Origin of the sequence: Streptomyces incarnatus (genome assembly GCF_001027185.1) — a bacterium.
GTDB lineage: Bacteria > Actinomycetota > Actinomycetes > Streptomycetales > Streptomycetaceae > Streptomyces > Streptomyces puniciscabiei.
The window spans coordinates 3,287,280-3,303,277 of sequence record NZ_CP011497.1; the positions used below are offsets into that span (position 1 = coordinate 3,287,280).

Genomic DNA, 15,998 nt, shown 5'->3' on the forward strand with positions numbered 1-15,998 from the left:
CCCAGCACAGCGTGCCTTACTCCCCCGGCCACTCCGGCTTGCGCTTCTCGTTGAAGGCTGCCACTCCCTCCGCGCGGTCGCCCGAGAAGGCCACCGAACGCCAGGCGGCGTCCTCGACCTCCAGGCCCGCCCGGAGATCGAGCCCGTGCCCCAGCCGCAGTGCGCGCTTGGCGGCGCGGAGGCCGACCGGGGAGTTGCCGGCGATGGCGGCGCCCAGGGCCAGCGCCTCCTCGCGGTCGCGGCCCTCGTCCACCAGCCGGTCGACGAGCCCCAGCCCGGCCGCCTCCGCCGCCTCCACCCGACGCGCGGAGAAGATCAGCTCGGCCGCCCGCGCCGCCCCGACCCGCCGCGGCAGCAGCTGGGTACCGCCGCCGCCCGGGATCACACCGACGGACACCTCCGGCAGCCCGACCACCGCCGTACGGTCGGCCACGATCAGGTCGCAGGACAGGGCGAGTTCGAAGCCCCCGCCCAGCGCGAACCCGTGCACCGCCGCGATCGTCGGCATCGGCAGCTCCAGCACCCCGGTGTACGCACCGCGCGTCACCGGCCGCTGCCGCAGCAGATCCGCGTCGCTGAAGGAGTTCCGCTCCTTCAGGTCCGCGCCGACGCAGAACGCCCGCTCGTGGGACGAGGTCAGCACCACCACGCGCGCGTCCCGGTCGGCGGCCAGCGCCGCGCACGCGGCGGAGAGGGAGCGGGCCATCTCCGTCGAGACGGCGTTCATCGCCTTGGGCCGGTCCATGACCAGCTCCGCGACATGCCCGTGCCGCCGCACCAGCACGAACTCCCCGAACCGCTCCTCGCTCATGACACCCTCCGGCTCACGTGTTAACGCGGGTTAACGCACCGCTCGGACCGATCATCGCAGCCGTACCCGATCCCGGGAAAGCCCAGGGGGCTACGCCCGTTCGAGTGACATCCCGGCCGTCTCACCCCACATCGCCCACAGGAACGCATAGCGTGCGTCCGCCACGGCCCGCCCGGGGCGCGGCCGGGAGGGGAACCGGGGAGGGGAACCATGGCACCGATACCTGAAGAGGCCCGTGCGGAAGACGCGGAAGAGGGGCCCGTACGGCGTGGGCGGCACCGCAAACCGCGCCCGCGCAAGGTGCTGCTCGCGGCCGGCGGTCTCGCCCTGGCGGCGGGCGTGCTCAGCCTGGTCCGGGTCTCGTCGGAGTCGGGGGTCGGCGCCCCGGGCACGGCGGAGGCCGAGCCCCGCTCAGGCGCGGGCGGCGGCGCCGGGGACCACGCGGCGGACACCGCCGCCGCGGTCACCGCCGGCCCGACCGCGCTGCCCTCGGCGACCTCCGTCATGGGCGGCAGAAGCCTCGCGCCGACGCCCACGGCCACACCCACCGGCCCGGCCGCGCCCAGCACATCGGCGGGGAGCACCGCCGTACCGACCGCGACCGGCCTCCCGACCACCGCGGTCTCCACCCCGGGCACCGCACCGCGACCCTCGGCGACGACGTCCGCCCCGGCTCCGGCCCCGACGACCGGCCGCCCGGCCCCGACCACCCCGGCGCCCAGCCACGGAACGACGGATCCGGGCCCGGGCGGGCTGTGCGTACCGGTGCTGGGTCTGTGCGTGGACGCGGCGGCCGGCACCGGCCGCTAGCGGAGCGCCTGGAGAGGCATCACGGCTGACCGTCGCGGCGGGCCAGCAACCAGGGCTCGACCACGCCGAGTCCACGCACCGGGCGCTGCCACATCGGCTGGAGCGCGAAGCGGTACGTCGGCGGCTCCTCGCCCTCCTTCTCGGCGGCCGCCGCGGCCTCGGCCGCCTCCGCCTCGGAGGCGGGCGCCTCGCCGGTGCGGATCAGCTCCTCGGCGAAGGCGCTGTCCACCAGCACGGCGTCCCGGGGGGCTATCGACGTCAGCCGGGAGGCCAGGTTCACCGTCGTACCGAACACATCACCCATGCGAGTGGTGACCGTGCCGAACGCCATGCCGACCCGCAGTTCCGGCATCGTCTCGTCGTTCGACAGCGTCTCCACCAGCCGCAGCGCGATGTCCGCTGCCGTGCCCGCGTCGTCCGCCGCGTACAGCACCTCGTCACCGAGGGTCTTGATGAGCCGGCCACCACGCGCCGCCACCAGATCCGCCGCGGTGGTCTCGAAGGCCTCGACCAGCTCCCCGAGCTCCTCCTCCTCCATCCGGCGGGTCAGCCGGGTGAACCCGACCAGATCGGCGAAGCCGACGGCGAGCCGCCGGTCCACCATCTCCTCGTCGTCCGCCGACTGCACGACCCGCCCGGCCGAGGCGGCGAGCTGGCGCCGCCACACATAGACCAGGAACTCCTCCAGCTCGGGCAGGAGCAGCTCGACGATCGGGTACGTCACCTCGGTGCGGGTCATCCCGGGCTCGGGCGGCTCGGTCAGGCCCTCCAGGAAGGAATCCATCTGCCACTCGGCCAAACGGGCGGTGGTCTGCCCGGTGGACCGGGCCACCTGCACCGCCATGGCCTCGCTGAGCAGCCCCGCCTCCACGAGACCCGCGAGCCGGCGCAGGGCCAGCACATCGGCCTCCGTCAGCGCCTTGGCCTGCCCGATGTCGGCGAAACCCATGGCCCGCCAGAACCGGGACGCCAGCTCCATGGAGACACCGGCGCTGCGGGCCGCCTGGAACGGCGTGTAGCGGCGCTCGGCGCCCAGGATGAGCTGTTCGAGGCGCAGGGCCAGCGGGTCCTCGCCGGGACCGGCGGCATGGGCGTCCCCCCGCTCCTGGAGGGGGTCCACCCGGCCGTCCGCGTCCGCGCCGGAGCCCGTGTCGTCGACGGTCACGCCTGCTGCCCTTCCGATCTGCCGCGGTCAGGTATCGACCGGCCTCAACTCTACGGCAGGTGTGCGCCAGCTCACTCCGTTGGGTTCGGCGGACGGTCCACTTCCCGGTGCCGGGTCCGGTGACCGGCGTCGGTGCCGGCCAACCCCGGGGGCTGCGCCCCCAGACCCCCGCCTCGGGGCAGGTCCGGGGGCGCCCCCGCCGTCCCCGGCCGCGCGTCCGTCGTGGCTGGTCGCGCCCACGCGGCGGAGCCGCATATTGATACAGCCCCGCGCCCCTTACGGGGCTCGTAGCTGCGGGCAGTCGTGCCGCTGGGGCGGCACGGGTGGGCGCAGCGGCACCCCGCGAGCGCGGGCAAGCGACCCGACCCCCGGCCGGCACAGGCACCGGGCCCCCGCACAGCAGAGGGCACCGTCACGCAGGCCGCAGATGCACGATGTCCCCCGCCCCCACCGGCTCCTGCACCCCGGCCTCCGTCGCGATGACCAGGCGCCCGTCCCCGTCGACCGCCACCGCCTCGCCCACGATCGAACGCTCCCCCGGCAACTCGGCCCGCACGGTGCGCCCCAGCGTCGCGCACCCCGCCGCGTACGCCTCCTGCAGTCCGCTCACCGACGGGTCACCCCCGGCCGACCGCCACCGCCCGTACCAGTCCTCCAGCGCCCGCAGCACCGCCCGCAGCAGCGGATCCCGGTCCGTGCTCACCGCACCCGCCAGCGCCAGCGACCCCGCCTGCGGCACCGGCAGCTCCTCCGCCCGCAGCGTGACGTTGATGCCGACGCCGATGACCACACCGTCGTCACCGGCCCGCTCGGCGAGGATGCCCCCGGCCTTGCGCTCCTCTCCGCCCACGGTCACCAGCACGTCGTTCGGCCACTTCAGGGCCGTGTCCACGCCCGCCGCCCGGGCCAGCCCGGTGGCCACGGCGACGCCCGTGAGCAGCGGCAGCCAGCCCCAACGGGCCACGGGCACCTCGGCGGGGCGCAGGTACACGGAGAAGAACAGGCCCGAGCGCGCCGGCGCCGTCCACCGGCGGTCCAGCCGCCCCTTGCCCGCCGTCTGCTCCTCCGCGACCAGCACCGCGCCCTCACCGGCCTGCCCGGCGCCGACCCGGGCGACCAGGTCGGAGTTGGTGGAGCCGGTGCGCTGCACCACGTCCACCGCGCTGTACAGGCCCCCGTCCCGGACCAGCCCGCGGCGCAGCGCCACGGCGTTCAGGGGCGGACGGTCCAGGTCGGACCAGCGGCCGTCGCCGGACCCACGGCGGTCACCGGAAGCACGGCTGTCATCGGAACCACGGCTGTCATCTGATGCATTGTGCGGCGTCATGCAAGTCACCCTAGGTGTGGGAAACGCCGCACTGCCGACACCCAGGCCCAGCACTACTCTACGGATGAGTAACCGTCCCCCCTTTTGAGCAGGCAGGGAGCCGCGATCCCGATGTCCGAGCCGGAAGAGCGCCAAGAGATCGACATCCACACGACCGCGGGCAAGCTCGCGGATCTGCAGCGCCGTATCCACGAGGCGACGCACGCCGGCTCGGAGCGCGCCGTCGAAAAGCAGCACGCGAAGGGCAAGCTGACGGCCCGTGAGCGGATCGAGCTCCTCCTCGACGAGGGCTCCTTCGTCGAGCTGGACGAGTTCGCCCGGCACCGCTCCACGAACTTCGGCCTGGAGAAGAACCGCCCCTACGGCGACGGCGTGGTCACCGGCTACGGAACCGTCGACGGCCGGCCGGTCGCCGTGTTCTCCCAGGACTTCACCGTCTTCGGCGGCGCCCTCGGCGAGGTCTACGGCCAGAAGATCGTCAAGGTCATGGACTTCGCGCTGAAGACCGGCTGCCCGGTCATCGGCATCAACGACTCCGGCGGCGCCCGCATCCAGGAAGGCGTGGCCTCCCTCGGCGCGTACGGCGAGATCTTCCGCCGCAACACCCACGCCTCCGGTGTGATCCCGCAGATCAGCCTGGTCGTCGGGCCCTGCGCGGGCGGCGCGGTCTACTCCCCGGCCATCACCGACTTCACGGTCATGGTCGACCAGACCTCGCACATGTTCATCACCGGCCCGGACGTCATCAAGACCGTCACCGGCGAGGACGTCGGCTTCGAGGAGCTGGGCGGCGCCCGCACCCACAACGCGACCTCCGGTGTCGCCCACCACATGGCCGGCGACGAGAAGGACGCCATCGAGTACGTCAAGCAGCTGCTGTCGTACCTGCCGTCCAACAACCTCTCCGAGCCCCCGGTCTTCCCCGAGGAGGCCGACCTCACGGTCAGCGACGAGGACCGCGAGCTGGACACCCTGGTCCCGGACAGCGCGAACCAGCCGTACGACATCCGCACGGTGGTCGAACACGTCCTGGACGACGCCGAGTTCTTCGAGACGCAGGCCCTGTTCGCGCCGAACATGGTCACCGGGTTCGGCCGGGTCGAGGGCCACCCGGTCGGTATCGTCGCCAACCAGCCGATGCAGTTCGCCGGCTGCCTGGACATCGACGCCTCCGAGAAGGCCGCCCGCTTCGTGCGCACCTGCGACGCCTTCAACGTCCCGGTGCTGACCTTCGTGGACGTCCCCGGCTTCCTGCCCGGCGTCGGCCAGGAGCACACCGGCATCATCCGGCGCGGCGCCAAGCTGATCTACGCGTACGCCGAGGCCACCGTTCCGCTCATCACGGTCATCACCCGCAAGGCCTTCGGCGGCGCCTACGACGTCATGGGCTCCAAGCACCTGGGCGCCGACCTCAACCTGGCCTGGCCGACCGCCCAGATCGCCGTCATGGGCGCCCAGGGCGCGGTCAACATCCTGCACCGCCGCACCATCGCCGAGGCGGAGGCGAGCGGGGAGGACGTCGAGGCGGTCCGGGCCCGGCTGATCCAGGAGTACGAGGACACCCTCCTCAACCCCTACGTCGCGGCCGAGCGCGGCTACATCGACGCCGTGATCATGCCGTCCGACACCCGCGCCCACATCGTCCGCGGCCTGCGTCAGCTGCGTACCAAGCGGGAATCCCTGCCTCCGAAGAAGCACGGCAACATCCCCCTGTAAAGGAGCCCGCTGTGACGATCAGAGTCGTACGGGGCAACCCGACCCCGGAGGAGCTGGCCGCCGCCCTGGCGGTGGTCCGCGCCCGCGCCGCGGCGGCAGCGGCGGCACCGCCCGGCGCGGAGGGCCCCAGGGACGCGTGGTCCGACCCCAGCAGGATCGCGGGCGCCCACCTGCCCAAGCCGGGCCCGGCGTCCTGGACCCGCACCTACTGGCCGAGCTGAGCGGAATCAACCTCATAGTTCAGGGCGCCATTTGAGTACCCGTACTCAGGCGCCCGCCCCGGCCGAGGCCCCACGCTGGTGGCATGCTGTGGTCGGACCCCGAGGACGAGCCGCCGGAGGACATGCGCGAAGCGCATGACATGCTCCGGCGGCTCGGCTTCCTCCTGGCCCTGGCCATGATCCTGGCCATGCTGGTCATCGGCCTGCGATGACCCGGCCAGCGATGATCCGGCCTGAGATGAGCCGGCCTGAGACGACTCGGCCAGCGATGACCCGGCCTGAGACGACTCGGCCAGCGATGACTCGGCCTGAGCGAGCGCGGCGCCGCCGCTACCCTGACGGCATGACTGCCAAGCCACGCCGCCGCTTGATCCTCGCCTCCCAGTCCCCGGCCCGCCTGGGCCTCCTGCAGCAGGCCGGCCTCTCACCGGAGGTGATCGTGAGCGGCGTCGACGAGGACGCCGTCACCGCCCCCACCCCGGCGGAGCTGGCGCTCGCGCTGGCCGAGGCGAAGGCCTCGGTCGTGGCGGCGAAGCCGGAGGTGCAGGGCGCCCTGGTGATCGGCTGCGACTCGGTGCTGGAGCTGGACGGGCAGGCCCTCGGCAAGCCCGCCGACGCCGAGGAGGCGACCGCCCGCTGGAAGGCGATGCGCGGGCGCGCCGGGATCCTCCAGACGGGGCACTGCATCTGGGACACGACGGCCAAGCGGTACGTGTCCGGGACCGCCTCCACCGTCGTCCGCTTCGGCGAACCGACCGACGAGGAGATCGCCGCGTACGTCGCCTCGGGCGAGCCCCTCTACGTCGCCGGCGCGTTCACCCTGGACGGCCTGTCGGCGCCGTTCATCGAGGGCATCGACGGCGACCACGGCAACGTGATCGGCATCAGCCTGCCCCTGGTGCGCAAGCTGCTGGCCGAACTGGGCGTCGGCATCACGGACTTGTGGTCACCGGCCGAGTGACCTGGGCGGGCACGGCGTCCCGTGGCTCGTCGTCCCCGTCCTGGGGTTCGCCCGTACGGGGGGCGGGCACGGCCGCCGCGTCCGGGGCCGTGGCCGGCTCGGGCCCGGCCTCGGCCTTCGGGTCACCGCCCTGCCCCGCACCACCGGGCCCGGCCGGCTCCGGCCCGCCGTCACGGTCGTACGTCATCAGCAGCAGGACGACGAGGCCGAGCACCACCACCATGAACAGGAACGCCGTCACGCCGACCAGGCTCAGCGCGAAGGCGCCCAGCAGGCCGTGCACGACCGCCACGCTGATCAGCAGGACCCGGCCGAAGCCCGCGGGGGCGCGGTCGCGTATCGCGACCAGGACGGCCACCAGCGCGCACAGCGCGAAGTAGAGGCCGAAGACGACGCCGCCGATCTTCGAGGACGTCGACATCACGTTCGGGTCGAGCCCGGCCAGGGACATCTTCTGCCGGTCGACGACCACCCCGAGGAACCAGTTCAGCGCCGCGATGAAGAACGCCTCCGCCAGGAGGACGATCGCCACCACCCATGCCACCGGTCTGCGCACCACCGGTCCCCACCCACTCTCGAGCCAGCGTCTTGTTACTCCAGGTACGTTCGAGTCGTCATGAACGCTACTAACGGGTAAACCCCGGGACAAGGGTTCGCGCGGCAGCAAAGAATCATTGGGCCATTCGTAGGGACTCGACAAAGAAACAGAGTGGGCCGCAGCACGCTCTCACAGAGACCTTGACCACATGACCGGGCTAGGGTTTTCCGGAGGACCCCTGCGTACGACCGGTGCGACAAGGGTTTTCGCGGGTGGAGCGAGCCTCGCATCACGCTCCGTGTGGGCAAGCTCACCATTGGGGACGGGTCGAAGTGCCGTGTCGGCAGTCCCTAAACTCGGCTTGTTTCAAGGAGGGAGCCTCAATCGTGCGCAAGGTGCTCATCGCCAACCGTGGCGAAATCGCTGTCCGCGTGGCCCGGGCCTGCCGGGACGCCGGGATCGCGAGCGTGGCCGTCTACGCGGACCCGGACCGCGACGCTCTGCATGTCCGCGCCGCGGACGAGGCGTTCGCCCTGGGCGGTGACACCCCGGCGACCAGCTACCTGGTGATCGACAAGATCCTGAACGCGGCGCGCGAGTCGGGCGCGGACGCCATCCATCCGGGCTACGGCTTCCTCTCGGAGAACGCCGACTTCGCCCAGGCGGTCCTGGACGCGGGCCTGATCTGGATCGGCCCGCCCCCGCAGGCCATCCGCGACCTGGGTGACAAGGTCGCCGCCCGGCACATCGCCCAGCGCGCCGGCGCCCCCCTGGTGGCCGGCACCCCCGACCCGGTCTCCGGGGCCGAGGAGGTCGTCGCCTTCGCCGAGCAGCACGGCCTGCCCATCGCGATCAAGGCCGCCTTCGGTGGCGGCGGCCGCGGCCTGAAGGTCGCCCGGACCCTCGAAGAGGTCCCCGAGCTGTACGAGTCCGCCGTCCGCGAGGCGGTCGCCGCCTTCGGCCGCGGCGAGTGCTTCGTCGAGCGCTACCTGGACCGCCCGCGCCACGTGGAGACCCAGTGCCTGGCCGACAAGCACGGCAACGTGGTCGTCGTCTCCACCCGTGACTGCTCGCTGCAGCGCCGCCACCAGAAGCTCGTGGAGGAGGCCCCCGCGCCGTTCCTCTCGGACGAGCAGGTCGCCGAGCTGTACCGCGCCTCCAAGGCCATCCTGAAGGAGGCCGGCTACGAGGGTGCGGGCACGTGTGAGTTCCTGGTCGGCCAGGACGGCACGATCTCCTTCCTGGAGGTCAACACCCGCCTCCAGGTCGAGCACCCGGTGACCGAGGAGGTCGCCGGCATCGACCTGGTCCGCGAGATGTTCCGCATCGCCGACGGCGAGGAGCTCGGCTACGACGACCCGCCGCTGCGCGGCCACTCCTTCGAGTTCCGCATCAACGGCGAGGACCCCGGCCGCAACTTCCTCCCGGCCCCGGGTACGGTCACCAGGTTCGACGCGCCCTCCGGCCCCGGTGTCCGCCTGGACGCGGGCGTGGAGTCCGGCAGCGTGATCGGCCCGGCCTGGGACTCCCTGCTGGCCAAGCTGATCGTGACGGGCCGCACCCGCAAGGAGGCCCTTCAGCGGGCCGCCCGTGCCCTGGACGAGTTCCAGGTCGAGGGCATGGCCACGGCGATCCCCTTCCACCGCGCGGTGGTCAAGGACCCGGCGTTCGCCCCCGAACTGACCGACTCCACCGACCCGTTCACGGTCCACACCCGCTGGATCGAGACCGAGTTCGTCAACGAGATCAAGCCGTTCGCCGCCCCCGCCGATGTCGAGGCGGAGGAGGAGACGGGCCGCGAGACGGTCGTCGTCGAGGTCGGCGGCAAGCGCCTGGAGGTCTCCCTCCCGTCCTCCCTGGGCATGTCCCTGGCCCGCACCGGCCTCGCGGCCGGCGCCAAGCCCAAGCGTCGCGCGGCCAAGAAGTCCGGCCCCGTCGCCTCCGGCGACACCCTCGCCTCCCCGATGCAGGGCACGATCGTCAAGGTCGCCGTCGAGGAGGGCCAGGAGGTCAAGGAGGGCGACCTCGTCGTCGTCCTGGAGGCCATGAAGATGGAACAGCCCCTCAACGCCCACAAGGCGGGCACCATCAAGGGCCTCAGCGCCGAGGTCGGCGCGTCGGTCACCTCCGGCGCGGCGATCTGCGAGATCAAGGACTGACGCGGCTTTCGAAGGACGCCCGGTGGACCAACCTCGGTTGGCCTGCCGGGCGTTCCGTTTTCAGCGCACCCTCAGCCCGTTCTCAGTGCACCCTCAGCCCGTTCTGAGCGCACCCTCAGCGCCGCCGCAGATCGGCAACGCGCCCCCGCTCGGCTCCCGCAGGCTCCCCGTACCCCGCTCCCGAGCGGAGCGACACCCCCCTGCGCGGCCCCGGCAGCGCGGCGCGTCGCGCCGGGGCCTGCTCACCCCCCGGAGGGCTGCCGGCCCCGGCCACGGCGATCTGCACCCCTTGGTCGGCAAGGGCCTGCAGCTCGGTGGCCGCACGGTCGTCGTGAGGCGGAGGCTCGTCGGTGACGAGCCGCGTGATGAGGTCGGTCGGCACGGTCTGGAACATCGTGTCGGTGCCGAGCTTGGTGTGGTCCGCGAGGACCACGACCTCCGCGGCGGCCTGGACGAGGGCCCGGTCGACGGACGCCGAGAGCATGTTGGAGGTGGACAGCCCGCGCTCGGCCGTCAGACCGCTGCCCGACAGGAAGGCCTTGGACACCCGCAGCCCCTGCAGGGACTGCTCGGCACCGGAGCCCACGAGGGCGTAGTTGGAGCCGCGCAGGGTGCCGCCGGTCATCACCACCTCCACCCGGTTGGCATGGGCCAGCGCCTGGGCGACCAGCAGGGAGTTGGTGACCACCGTCAGGCCGGGCACCCGCGCGAGCCGGCGGGCCAGCTCCTGCGTGGTGGTACCCGCGCCGACCACGATGGCCTCGCCCTCTTCGACGAGGCTCGCCGCGAGGTCGGCGATGGCCGTCTTCTCGGCGGTCGCGAGATGGGACTTCTGCGGGAAGCCCGACTCGCGGGTGAAACCGCCCGGCAGTACCGCACCGCCGTGCCGGCGGTCGAGGAGTCCTTCTGCCTCCAGTGCCCGCACGTCCCGCCGTACGGTCACTTCGGAGGTCTGGACGACGCGGGCGAGCTCACGGAGCGACACGGCTCCGTTCGCTCGCACCATTTCGAGGATCAATTGGCGACGTTCAGCAGCGAACACGAAACTGACAGTAACCCCAGCGACCGTCTGGTTTCAGCAGTTTGCGCCGAATAACAGAAGTTGTTCGCACGGCAGGGCGGGAAGTGGTATAGGACCTAGTCGCCCCGCCTATGCCGTACGCACACGCGGCAACTCCCCGTGACCAGCGGGAAGTCGGATCCGGCCGTCAGGCCTCCGCGCCGGCCTTGCGGGTGTGCAGCTGCCGGGCCACCTCCGCGATCGACCCCGAAAGGGAGGGGTACACCGTGAACGCGTTCGCGATCTGTTCGACCGTCAGATTGTTGTCGACGGCGATCGAGATGGGGTGGATCAGTTCCGAGGCGCGCGGTGCCACGACCACACCGCCGACGACGATGCCCGTACCCGGCCGGCAGAAGATCTTCACGAAGCCGTCCCGGATGCCCTGCATCTTGGCGCGCGGGTTGCGCAGGAGGGGGAGCTTCACGACCCTCGCGTCGATCTTGCCCCCGTCCACGTCCGCCTGCGAGTAGCCGACGGTCGCGATCTCGGGGTCGGTGAAGACGTTCGAGGAGACGGTCTTCAGGTTCAGCGGGGCCACCGCGTCGCCGAGGAAGTGGTACATGGCGATGCGTCCCTGCATGGCGGCGACGGACGCCAGGGCGAAGACCCCGGTCACGTCACCGGCCGCGTACACGCCGGGAGCGGTCGTCCTGGACACCTTGTCGGTCCAGATGTGCCCGGAGTCGCGCAGCTTGACGCCCGCCTCCTCCAGGCCGAGCCCGGCGCTGTTCGGGATGGCGCCGACGGCCATGAGGCAGTGGCTGCCGCTGATGACCCGGCCGTCGGCCAGGGTGACCTCGACCCGGTCGCCGACGCGCTTGGCGGACTGTGCGCGGGAGCGGGCCATGACGTTCATGCCGCGGCGCCGGAAGACGTCCTCCAGCACGGCGGCGGCGTCCGGGTCCTCGCCGGGCAGCACGCGGTCCCGGGAGGAGACGAGCGTGACCTTCGAGCCGAGGGCCTGATAGGCGCCGGCGAACTCGGCGCCGGTCACACCCGACCCGACCACGATCAGCTCTTCCGGCAGCTCGGTGAGGTCGTAGACCTGGGTCCAGTTCAGGATGCGCTCGCCGTCGGGCTGGGCGTCGGGCAGTTCGCGCGGGTGACCGCCGGTGGCGATGAGGACGGCGTCGGCGGTGAGGGTCTCCTCGGTGCCGTCGGCGGCGGTGACGACGACCTTGCGGGACCCGTCGAGGGCCTGCATGCCCTCCAGCCGGCCGCGGCCGCGCATGACCCGGGCGCCGGCCCGCGTGACGGAGGCGGTGATGTCGTGGGACTGCGCGAGAGCCAGCCGCTTCACCCGGCGGTTGACCTTCCCCAGGTCCACCCCGACCACCCGGGCCGCCTGCTCCAGCGGCGGGGTGTCGTCGGCGACGATGATGCCGAGCTCTTCGTACGACGAGTCGAAGGTGGTCATCACCTCGGCCGTTGCGATGAGCGTCTTCGACGGCACGCAGTCGGTCAGCACCGACGCTCCGCCCAGACCGTCGCAGTCGACGACGGTCACCTCCGCACCGAGCTGGGCGGCCACCAGGGCCGCTTCGTATCCGCCGGGTCCGCCACCGATGATCACGATCCGAGTCACGTACCCCATTGTCCCGCACGCTTCAAGGTGCTACTGCCCGGGGGCGCACGCGAGTGCCGTACGGGGCGCGAGTGACGGGACTTTCCCTGCCGTACGCTCTCCCCATGTCGCTCTATGCCGCGTACGCCGGCAACCTCGACGCGCGCCTGATGTCCTTCCGCGCCCCGCACTCCCCGCTGCGCGCCACGGGCTGGCTGAACGGCTGGCGGCTGACGTTCGGCGGCGAGCACCTGGACTTCGAGGGGGCGCTGGCGACGATCGTCGAGGACCCGCTGGCACAGGTCTTCGTCGGCCTGTACGACATCGCACCCCTGGACGAGGAGTCCCTCGACCGGTGGGAAGGCGTGGGCGACGGCCTCTACCGCCGGGTCCGCGTACGCGTGCACACCCTGGACGGCGAGGAGGCCGCGTGGACGTACGTCCTCAACGGCTACGAGGGCGGCCTGCCCTCGGCCCGCTACCTGGGGGAGATCGCCGACGCGGCGGAGTCGGCGGGGGCGCCCCACGATTACGTGATGGAGCTGCGGAAACGCCCCTGCTGAGCGGGCGCCGATCTAGAGCTGGCCCGCGACCCCTTCCTCCCGGTGTCCCGGCCCATAGGGTCCACGGGCGACGACCGTACGATCCGGCTCACCCAGAACATCCTGGTGGAGTACACGGTGAGCCGCGGCCGTCTGCTGATCTTCATCGTCGAGGTGTTCAACGACAAGGACATCCTCATCACCGACGAGTGACAGCGACGCCCGCGGAGCGGCTTCGTCGGAAACGACAAGACAACGATCCCGATCCCGTGACGTCTGTCATCTACGCGCGTAGGCGAAGAGCGGCTACCCTCGACCTCGTGAACGCATCTCTTCTTCCGGACGACATCCAGGGCGACCCGTACGCCGCCGCCGCCGACGCCGCCGCGCGCCTGCGCGCACTCACCGGCGCCGAGACCCACGACGTCGCCCTCGTGATGGGCTCCGGCTGGGCTCCGGCCGTCGATGCCCTGGGCGCGCCCGACGCCGAGTTCCAGGTCACCGAGCTGCCCGGCTTCCCGCCGCCGGCCGTCGAGGGGCACGGCGGCAAGATCCGCTCGTACTCCTTCGGTGACAAGCGCGCCCTGGTCTTCCTGGGCCGCACCCACTACTACGAGGGCCGCGGCGTCGCCGCCGTCGCCCACGGCGTCCGCACCGCCGTCGCCGCCGGCTGCAAGACCGTGGTCCTCACCAACGGCTGCGGCGGCCTGCGCGAGGGCATGCGCCCCGGCCAGCCGGTCCTGATCAGCGACCACATCAACCTGACGGCGACGTCGCCGATCGTCGGCGCCAATTTCGTCGACCTGACCGACCTGTACTCCCCCCGCCTGCGCGCCCTGTGCAAGGAGATCGACCCCTCCCTGGAGGAGGGCGTCTACGCGCAGTTCCCCGGCCCGCACTACGAGACCCCGGCCGAGATCCGCATGGCCCGCGTCATCGGCGCGGACCTGGTCGGCATGTCCACGGTCCTGGAGGCCATCGCCGCCCGCGAGGCCGGCGCCGAGGTGCTGGGCATCTCCCTGGTCACCAACCTCGCGGCCGGCATGACCGGCGAGCCCCTCAACCACGAGGAGGTCCTCCAGGCGGGCCGCGACTCGGCGGCTCGGATGGGCGAACTGCTGGGCCAGGTGCTGGGCAAGCTGTAAACGCCGCTGACCCCTTCCGCCCGCCTTCCAGCCGACAGATTCGGGTGGGCGGGTGGGCAACCGGGAGTCTGGGGGCGGAGCCCCCAGTGGACCAGGCAAACACGGAGAGGTTGATCCCAAGGTGCACGACGATCTCATCGCACGGGCCAAGGCGTGGCTCGCCGAGGACCCGGACCCGGAGACCCGGGACGAACTGGCCAAGCTGATCGAGGCCGGTGACGTCACGGAACTCTCGGCCCGTTTCAGCGGCACCCTCCAGTTCGGCACCGCAGGTCTCCGCGGCGAACTGGGCGCCGGCCCGATGCGCATGAACCGCAGCGTCGTCATCAGGGCGGCCGCCGGCCTCGCCGCGTACCTGAAGGAGCACGGCCACGCCGGTGGACTCGTCGTGATCGGCTACGACGCCCGCCACAAGTCCGCCGACTTCGCCCGCGACACCGCCGCCGTGATGACCGGCGCCGGCCTGCGCGCCGCCGTACTCCCCCGCCCGCTGCCCACCCCGGTCCTGGCCTACGCCATCCGGCATCTCGGCGCTGCCGCGGGCGTCGAGGTCACCGCCAGCCACAACCCGCCCCGGGACAACGGCTACAAGGTCTACCTCGGCGACGGCTCCCAGATCGTGCCGCCCGCCGACGCGGGGATCGCCGCCGAGATCGACGCGATCGCCTCCCTGAACGACGTACCGCGCCCGGACGCCGGCTGGGAGACCCTGGACGACGCGGTGCTGGACGCCTATCTGGCCCGTACGGACGCCGTGCTGGCCCCCGGCTCCCCGCGCACCGCCCGCACGGTCTACACGGCGATGCACGGCGTCGGCAAGGACGTGCTGCTGGCCGCCTTCGCCCGGGCCGGATTCCCCGAGCCGGTGCTGGTCGCCGAGCAGGCCGACCCGGACCCGGACTTCCCGACGGTCGCCTTCCCGAACCCGGAGGAGCCGGGCGCGATGGACCTGGCCTTCGCCCGGGCCCGCGCCACGGACCCGGACCTCGTCATCGCCAACGACCCCGACGCCGACCGCTGCGCCGTGGCCGTCAAGGACGGCGCCGACTGGCGCATGCTGCGCGGCGACGAGGTCGGCGCCCTGCTCGCCGCCCACCTGGTCCGCCGGGGCGCGACCGGCGTGTTCGCCGAGTCGATCGTCTCCTCCTCCCTCCTCGGCCGGATCGCCCAGAAGGCGGGGCTGCCGTACGAGGAGACGCTGACCGGCTTCAAGTGGATCGCCCGCGTGGACGGCCTGCGCTACGGCTACGAGGAGGCCCTCGGCTACTGCGTGGACCCCGAGGGCGTGCGCGACAAGGACGGCATCACGGCGGCCCTGCTCATCACAGAACTGGCGTCCGTGCTGAAGGAGGAGGGCCGTACCCTCCTGGACCTGCTCGACGACCTCGCCGTGGAGCACGGCCTGCACGCCACCGACCAGCTCTCCGTCCGCGTCCAGGACCTCTCCCTCATCGCGGACGCGATGCGCCGCCTGCGCGAGCAGCCGCCGACCGGGCTGGCGGGCCTGGCCGTCGTCCGCGCCGAGGACCTCACCCGGGGCACCGACAAGCTGCCGCCCACGGACGGCCTGCGCTACAGCCTCGACGGCGCCCGCGTGATCGTCCGCCCGAGCGGCACCGAGCCGAAGCTGAAGTGCTACCTGGAGGTCGTCGTGCCGGTCGCGGACCACGCGGCGCTTCCGGCCGCCCGCGCCCGCGCGACGGAGCTCCTCACCGCGATCAAGCGGGACCTGTCGGCGGCCGCCGGCATCTGACCCGTACGACACCGATCCGGTACGACACCGATCCGGTACGACACCGATCCCGTACGACACCGATGGGGTGCCCCCGACCCGGGGGGCGCCCATTCGTCGTTCCAGGGCCGCGGTTCTCCTCAACTCCCCGGAAGGGAAACGTCTTTCACCTCCCGCGAAGCCTTCGTCCGGTACTCGCCCGACGGCACCGAGCAGCGCACCGAGCGGCGCGCCCCTCCTAACA

15 protein-coding genes and 1 pseudogene are annotated in these 15,998 nt (G+C 72.3%); 10 read left to right on the top strand and 6 right to left on the bottom strand.

The window, feature by feature from the left end; translation table 11 throughout:
* Positions 1 to 16 precede the first annotated feature (16 nt).
* Complete coding sequence (locus tag ABB07_RS14485) at positions 17 to 811, bottom strand: enoyl-CoA hydratase/isomerase family protein (RefSeq protein ID WP_208899108.1); 795 nt, start codon at positions 809 to 811, stop codon at positions 17 to 19.
* A 210-nt stretch (positions 812 to 1,021) separates the two neighbouring features.
* On the opposite strand from ABB07_RS14485, the gene ABB07_RS14490 reads away from it, so the two are divergent.
* A complete protein-coding gene (locus ABB07_RS14490; protein WP_244189357.1) occupies positions 1,022 to 1,621 on the top strand; it encodes a hypothetical protein in 600 nt (199 codons plus the stop codon).
* Positions 1,622 to 1,640: 19 nt separating this feature from the next.
* On the opposite strand, the gene ABB07_RS14495 is transcribed toward ABB07_RS14490, so the two are convergent.
* Both ABB07_RS14495 and ABB07_RS14500 read right to left on the bottom strand, forming a co-directional pair.
* Positions 1,641 to 2,786 carry an adenylate/guanylate cyclase domain-containing protein gene (locus ABB07_RS14495; RefSeq protein WP_208899109.1) on the bottom strand — a complete coding sequence of 382 codons (1,146 nt, stop codon included), beginning with the start codon at positions 2,784 to 2,786 and terminating at the stop codon, positions 1,641 to 1,643.
* A 412-nt stretch (positions 2,787 to 3,198) separates the two neighbouring features.
* On the bottom strand, positions 3,199 to 4,113 hold the full coding sequence (locus ABB07_RS14500; protein WP_208899110.1) for a biotin--[acetyl-CoA-carboxylase] ligase: 915 nt from the start codon (positions 4,111 to 4,113) through the stop codon (positions 3,199 to 3,201).
* A gap of 111 nt (positions 4,114 to 4,224) precedes the next feature.
* Between ABB07_RS14500 and ABB07_RS14505 the strand changes: the two genes are divergently transcribed.
* The 4 genes from ABB07_RS14505 (at position 4,225) to ABB07_RS14515 (ending at position 7,011) form a co-directional block, all read left to right on the top strand.
* The gene (locus tag ABB07_RS14505; RefSeq protein WP_208899111.1) at positions 4,225 to 5,829 is read left to right on the top strand and encodes an acyl-CoA carboxylase subunit beta; all 1,605 of its coding nucleotides are present in this window, start codon (positions 4,225 to 4,227) and stop codon (positions 5,827 to 5,829) included.
* Positions 5,830 to 5,840: 11 nt separating this feature from the next.
* The gene (locus ABB07_RS14510) at positions 5,841 to 6,050 is read left to right on the top strand and encodes an acyl-CoA carboxylase epsilon subunit (protein WP_208899112.1); all 210 of its coding nucleotides are present in this window, start codon (positions 5,841 to 5,843) and stop codon (positions 6,048 to 6,050) included.
* Positions 6,051 to 6,133: 83 nt separating this feature from the next.
* A complete protein-coding gene (gene mmpB / locus ABB07_RS41525) occupies positions 6,134 to 6,262 on the top strand; it encodes a morphogenic membrane protein MmpB (RefSeq protein ID WP_279617387.1) in 129 nt (42 codons plus the stop codon).
* A gap of 131 nt (positions 6,263 to 6,393) precedes the next feature.
* On the top strand, positions 6,394 to 7,011 hold the full coding sequence (locus ABB07_RS14515) for a Maf family protein (RefSeq protein ID WP_208899113.1): 618 nt from the start codon (positions 6,394 to 6,396) through the stop codon (positions 7,009 to 7,011).
* Between the two features lie 64 nt (positions 7,012 to 7,075).
* Here ABB07_RS14515 and ABB07_RS14520 read toward each other — a convergent pair.
* Positions 7,076 to 7,570, bottom strand: a pseudogene (locus ABB07_RS14520) (hypothetical protein); the annotation flags it as partial.
* A 365-nt stretch (positions 7,571 to 7,935) separates the two neighbouring features.
* Between ABB07_RS14520 and ABB07_RS14525 the strand changes: the two are divergent.
* Positions 7,936 to 9,708 (top strand): acetyl/propionyl/methylcrotonyl-CoA carboxylase subunit alpha, encoded by a 1,773-nt coding sequence (locus tag ABB07_RS14525; protein ID WP_208899114.1) that lies wholly within the window; start codon positions 7,936 to 7,938, stop codon positions 9,706 to 9,708.
* 115 nt (positions 9,709 to 9,823) lie between these two features.
* Here the strand turns inward: ABB07_RS14525 and ABB07_RS14530 are convergent, their stop codons facing one another.
* The gene (locus ABB07_RS14530) at positions 9,824 to 10,750 is read right to left on the bottom strand and encodes a DeoR/GlpR family DNA-binding transcription regulator (protein ID WP_279617388.1); all 927 of its coding nucleotides are present in this window, start codon (positions 10,748 to 10,750) and stop codon (positions 9,824 to 9,826) included.
* A gap of 166 nt (positions 10,751 to 10,916) precedes the next feature.
* Complete coding sequence (locus tag ABB07_RS14535) at positions 10,917 to 12,365, bottom strand: NAD(P)H-quinone dehydrogenase (RefSeq protein WP_208899116.1); 1,449 nt, start codon at positions 12,363 to 12,365, stop codon at positions 10,917 to 10,919.
* Positions 12,366 to 12,460: 95 nt separating this feature from the next.
* Between ABB07_RS14535 and ABB07_RS14540 the strand changes: the two genes are divergently transcribed.
* The 4 genes from ABB07_RS14540 (at position 12,461) to ABB07_RS14555 (ending at position 15,775) form a co-directional block, all read left to right on the top strand.
* A complete protein-coding gene (locus tag ABB07_RS14540; protein WP_055707882.1) occupies positions 12,461 to 12,898 on the top strand; it encodes a gamma-glutamylcyclotransferase family protein in 438 nt (145 codons plus the stop codon).
* A 42-nt stretch (positions 12,899 to 12,940) separates the two neighbouring features.
* On the top strand, positions 12,941 to 13,090 hold the full coding sequence (locus ABB07_RS14545; protein ID WP_208899117.1) for a hypothetical protein: 150 nt from the start codon (positions 12,941 to 12,943) through the stop codon (positions 13,088 to 13,090).
* 107 nt (positions 13,091 to 13,197) lie between these two features.
* Entirely contained in the window at positions 13,198 to 14,022 is an 825-nt protein-coding gene (locus tag ABB07_RS14550; protein WP_208899118.1) for a purine-nucleoside phosphorylase, read from the top strand.
* 121 nt (positions 14,023 to 14,143) lie between these two features.
* Positions 14,144 to 15,775 carry a phospho-sugar mutase gene (locus ABB07_RS14555; protein WP_208899119.1) on the top strand — a complete coding sequence of 544 codons (1,632 nt, stop codon included), beginning with the start codon at positions 14,144 to 14,146 and terminating at the stop codon, positions 15,773 to 15,775.
* Positions 15,776 to 15,998 lie beyond the last annotated feature (223 nt).

Bases quoted from the DNA above. Each gene is read 5' to 3' on its own strand.
- ABB07_RS14485 (WP_208899108.1), bottom strand. From the start codon at position 811: ATGAGCGAGGAGCGGTTCGGGGAGTTCGTGCTGGTGCGGCGGCACGGG.
- ABB07_RS14490 (WP_244189357.1), top strand. From the start codon at position 1,022: ATGGCACCGATACCTGAAGAGGCCCGTGCGGAAGACGCGGAAGAGGGG.
- ABB07_RS14500 (WP_208899110.1), bottom strand. From the start codon at position 4,113: ATGACGCCGCACAATGCATCAGATGACAGCCGTGGTTCCGATGACAGC.
- ABB07_RS14505 (WP_208899111.1), top strand. From the start codon at position 4,225: ATGTCCGAGCCGGAAGAGCGCCAAGAGATCGACATCCACACGACCGCG.
- mmpB (WP_279617387.1), top strand. From the start codon at position 6,134: ATGCTGTGGTCGGACCCCGAGGACGAGCCGCCGGAGGACATGCGCGAA.
- ABB07_RS14515 (WP_208899113.1), top strand. From the start codon at position 6,394: ATGACTGCCAAGCCACGCCGCCGCTTGATCCTCGCCTCCCAGTCCCCG.
- ABB07_RS14535 (WP_208899116.1), bottom strand. From the start codon at position 12,365: ATGGGGTACGTGACTCGGATCGTGATCATCGGTGGCGGACCCGGCGGA.
- ABB07_RS14540 (WP_055707882.1), top strand. From the start codon at position 12,461: ATGTCGCTCTATGCCGCGTACGCCGGCAACCTCGACGCGCGCCTGATG.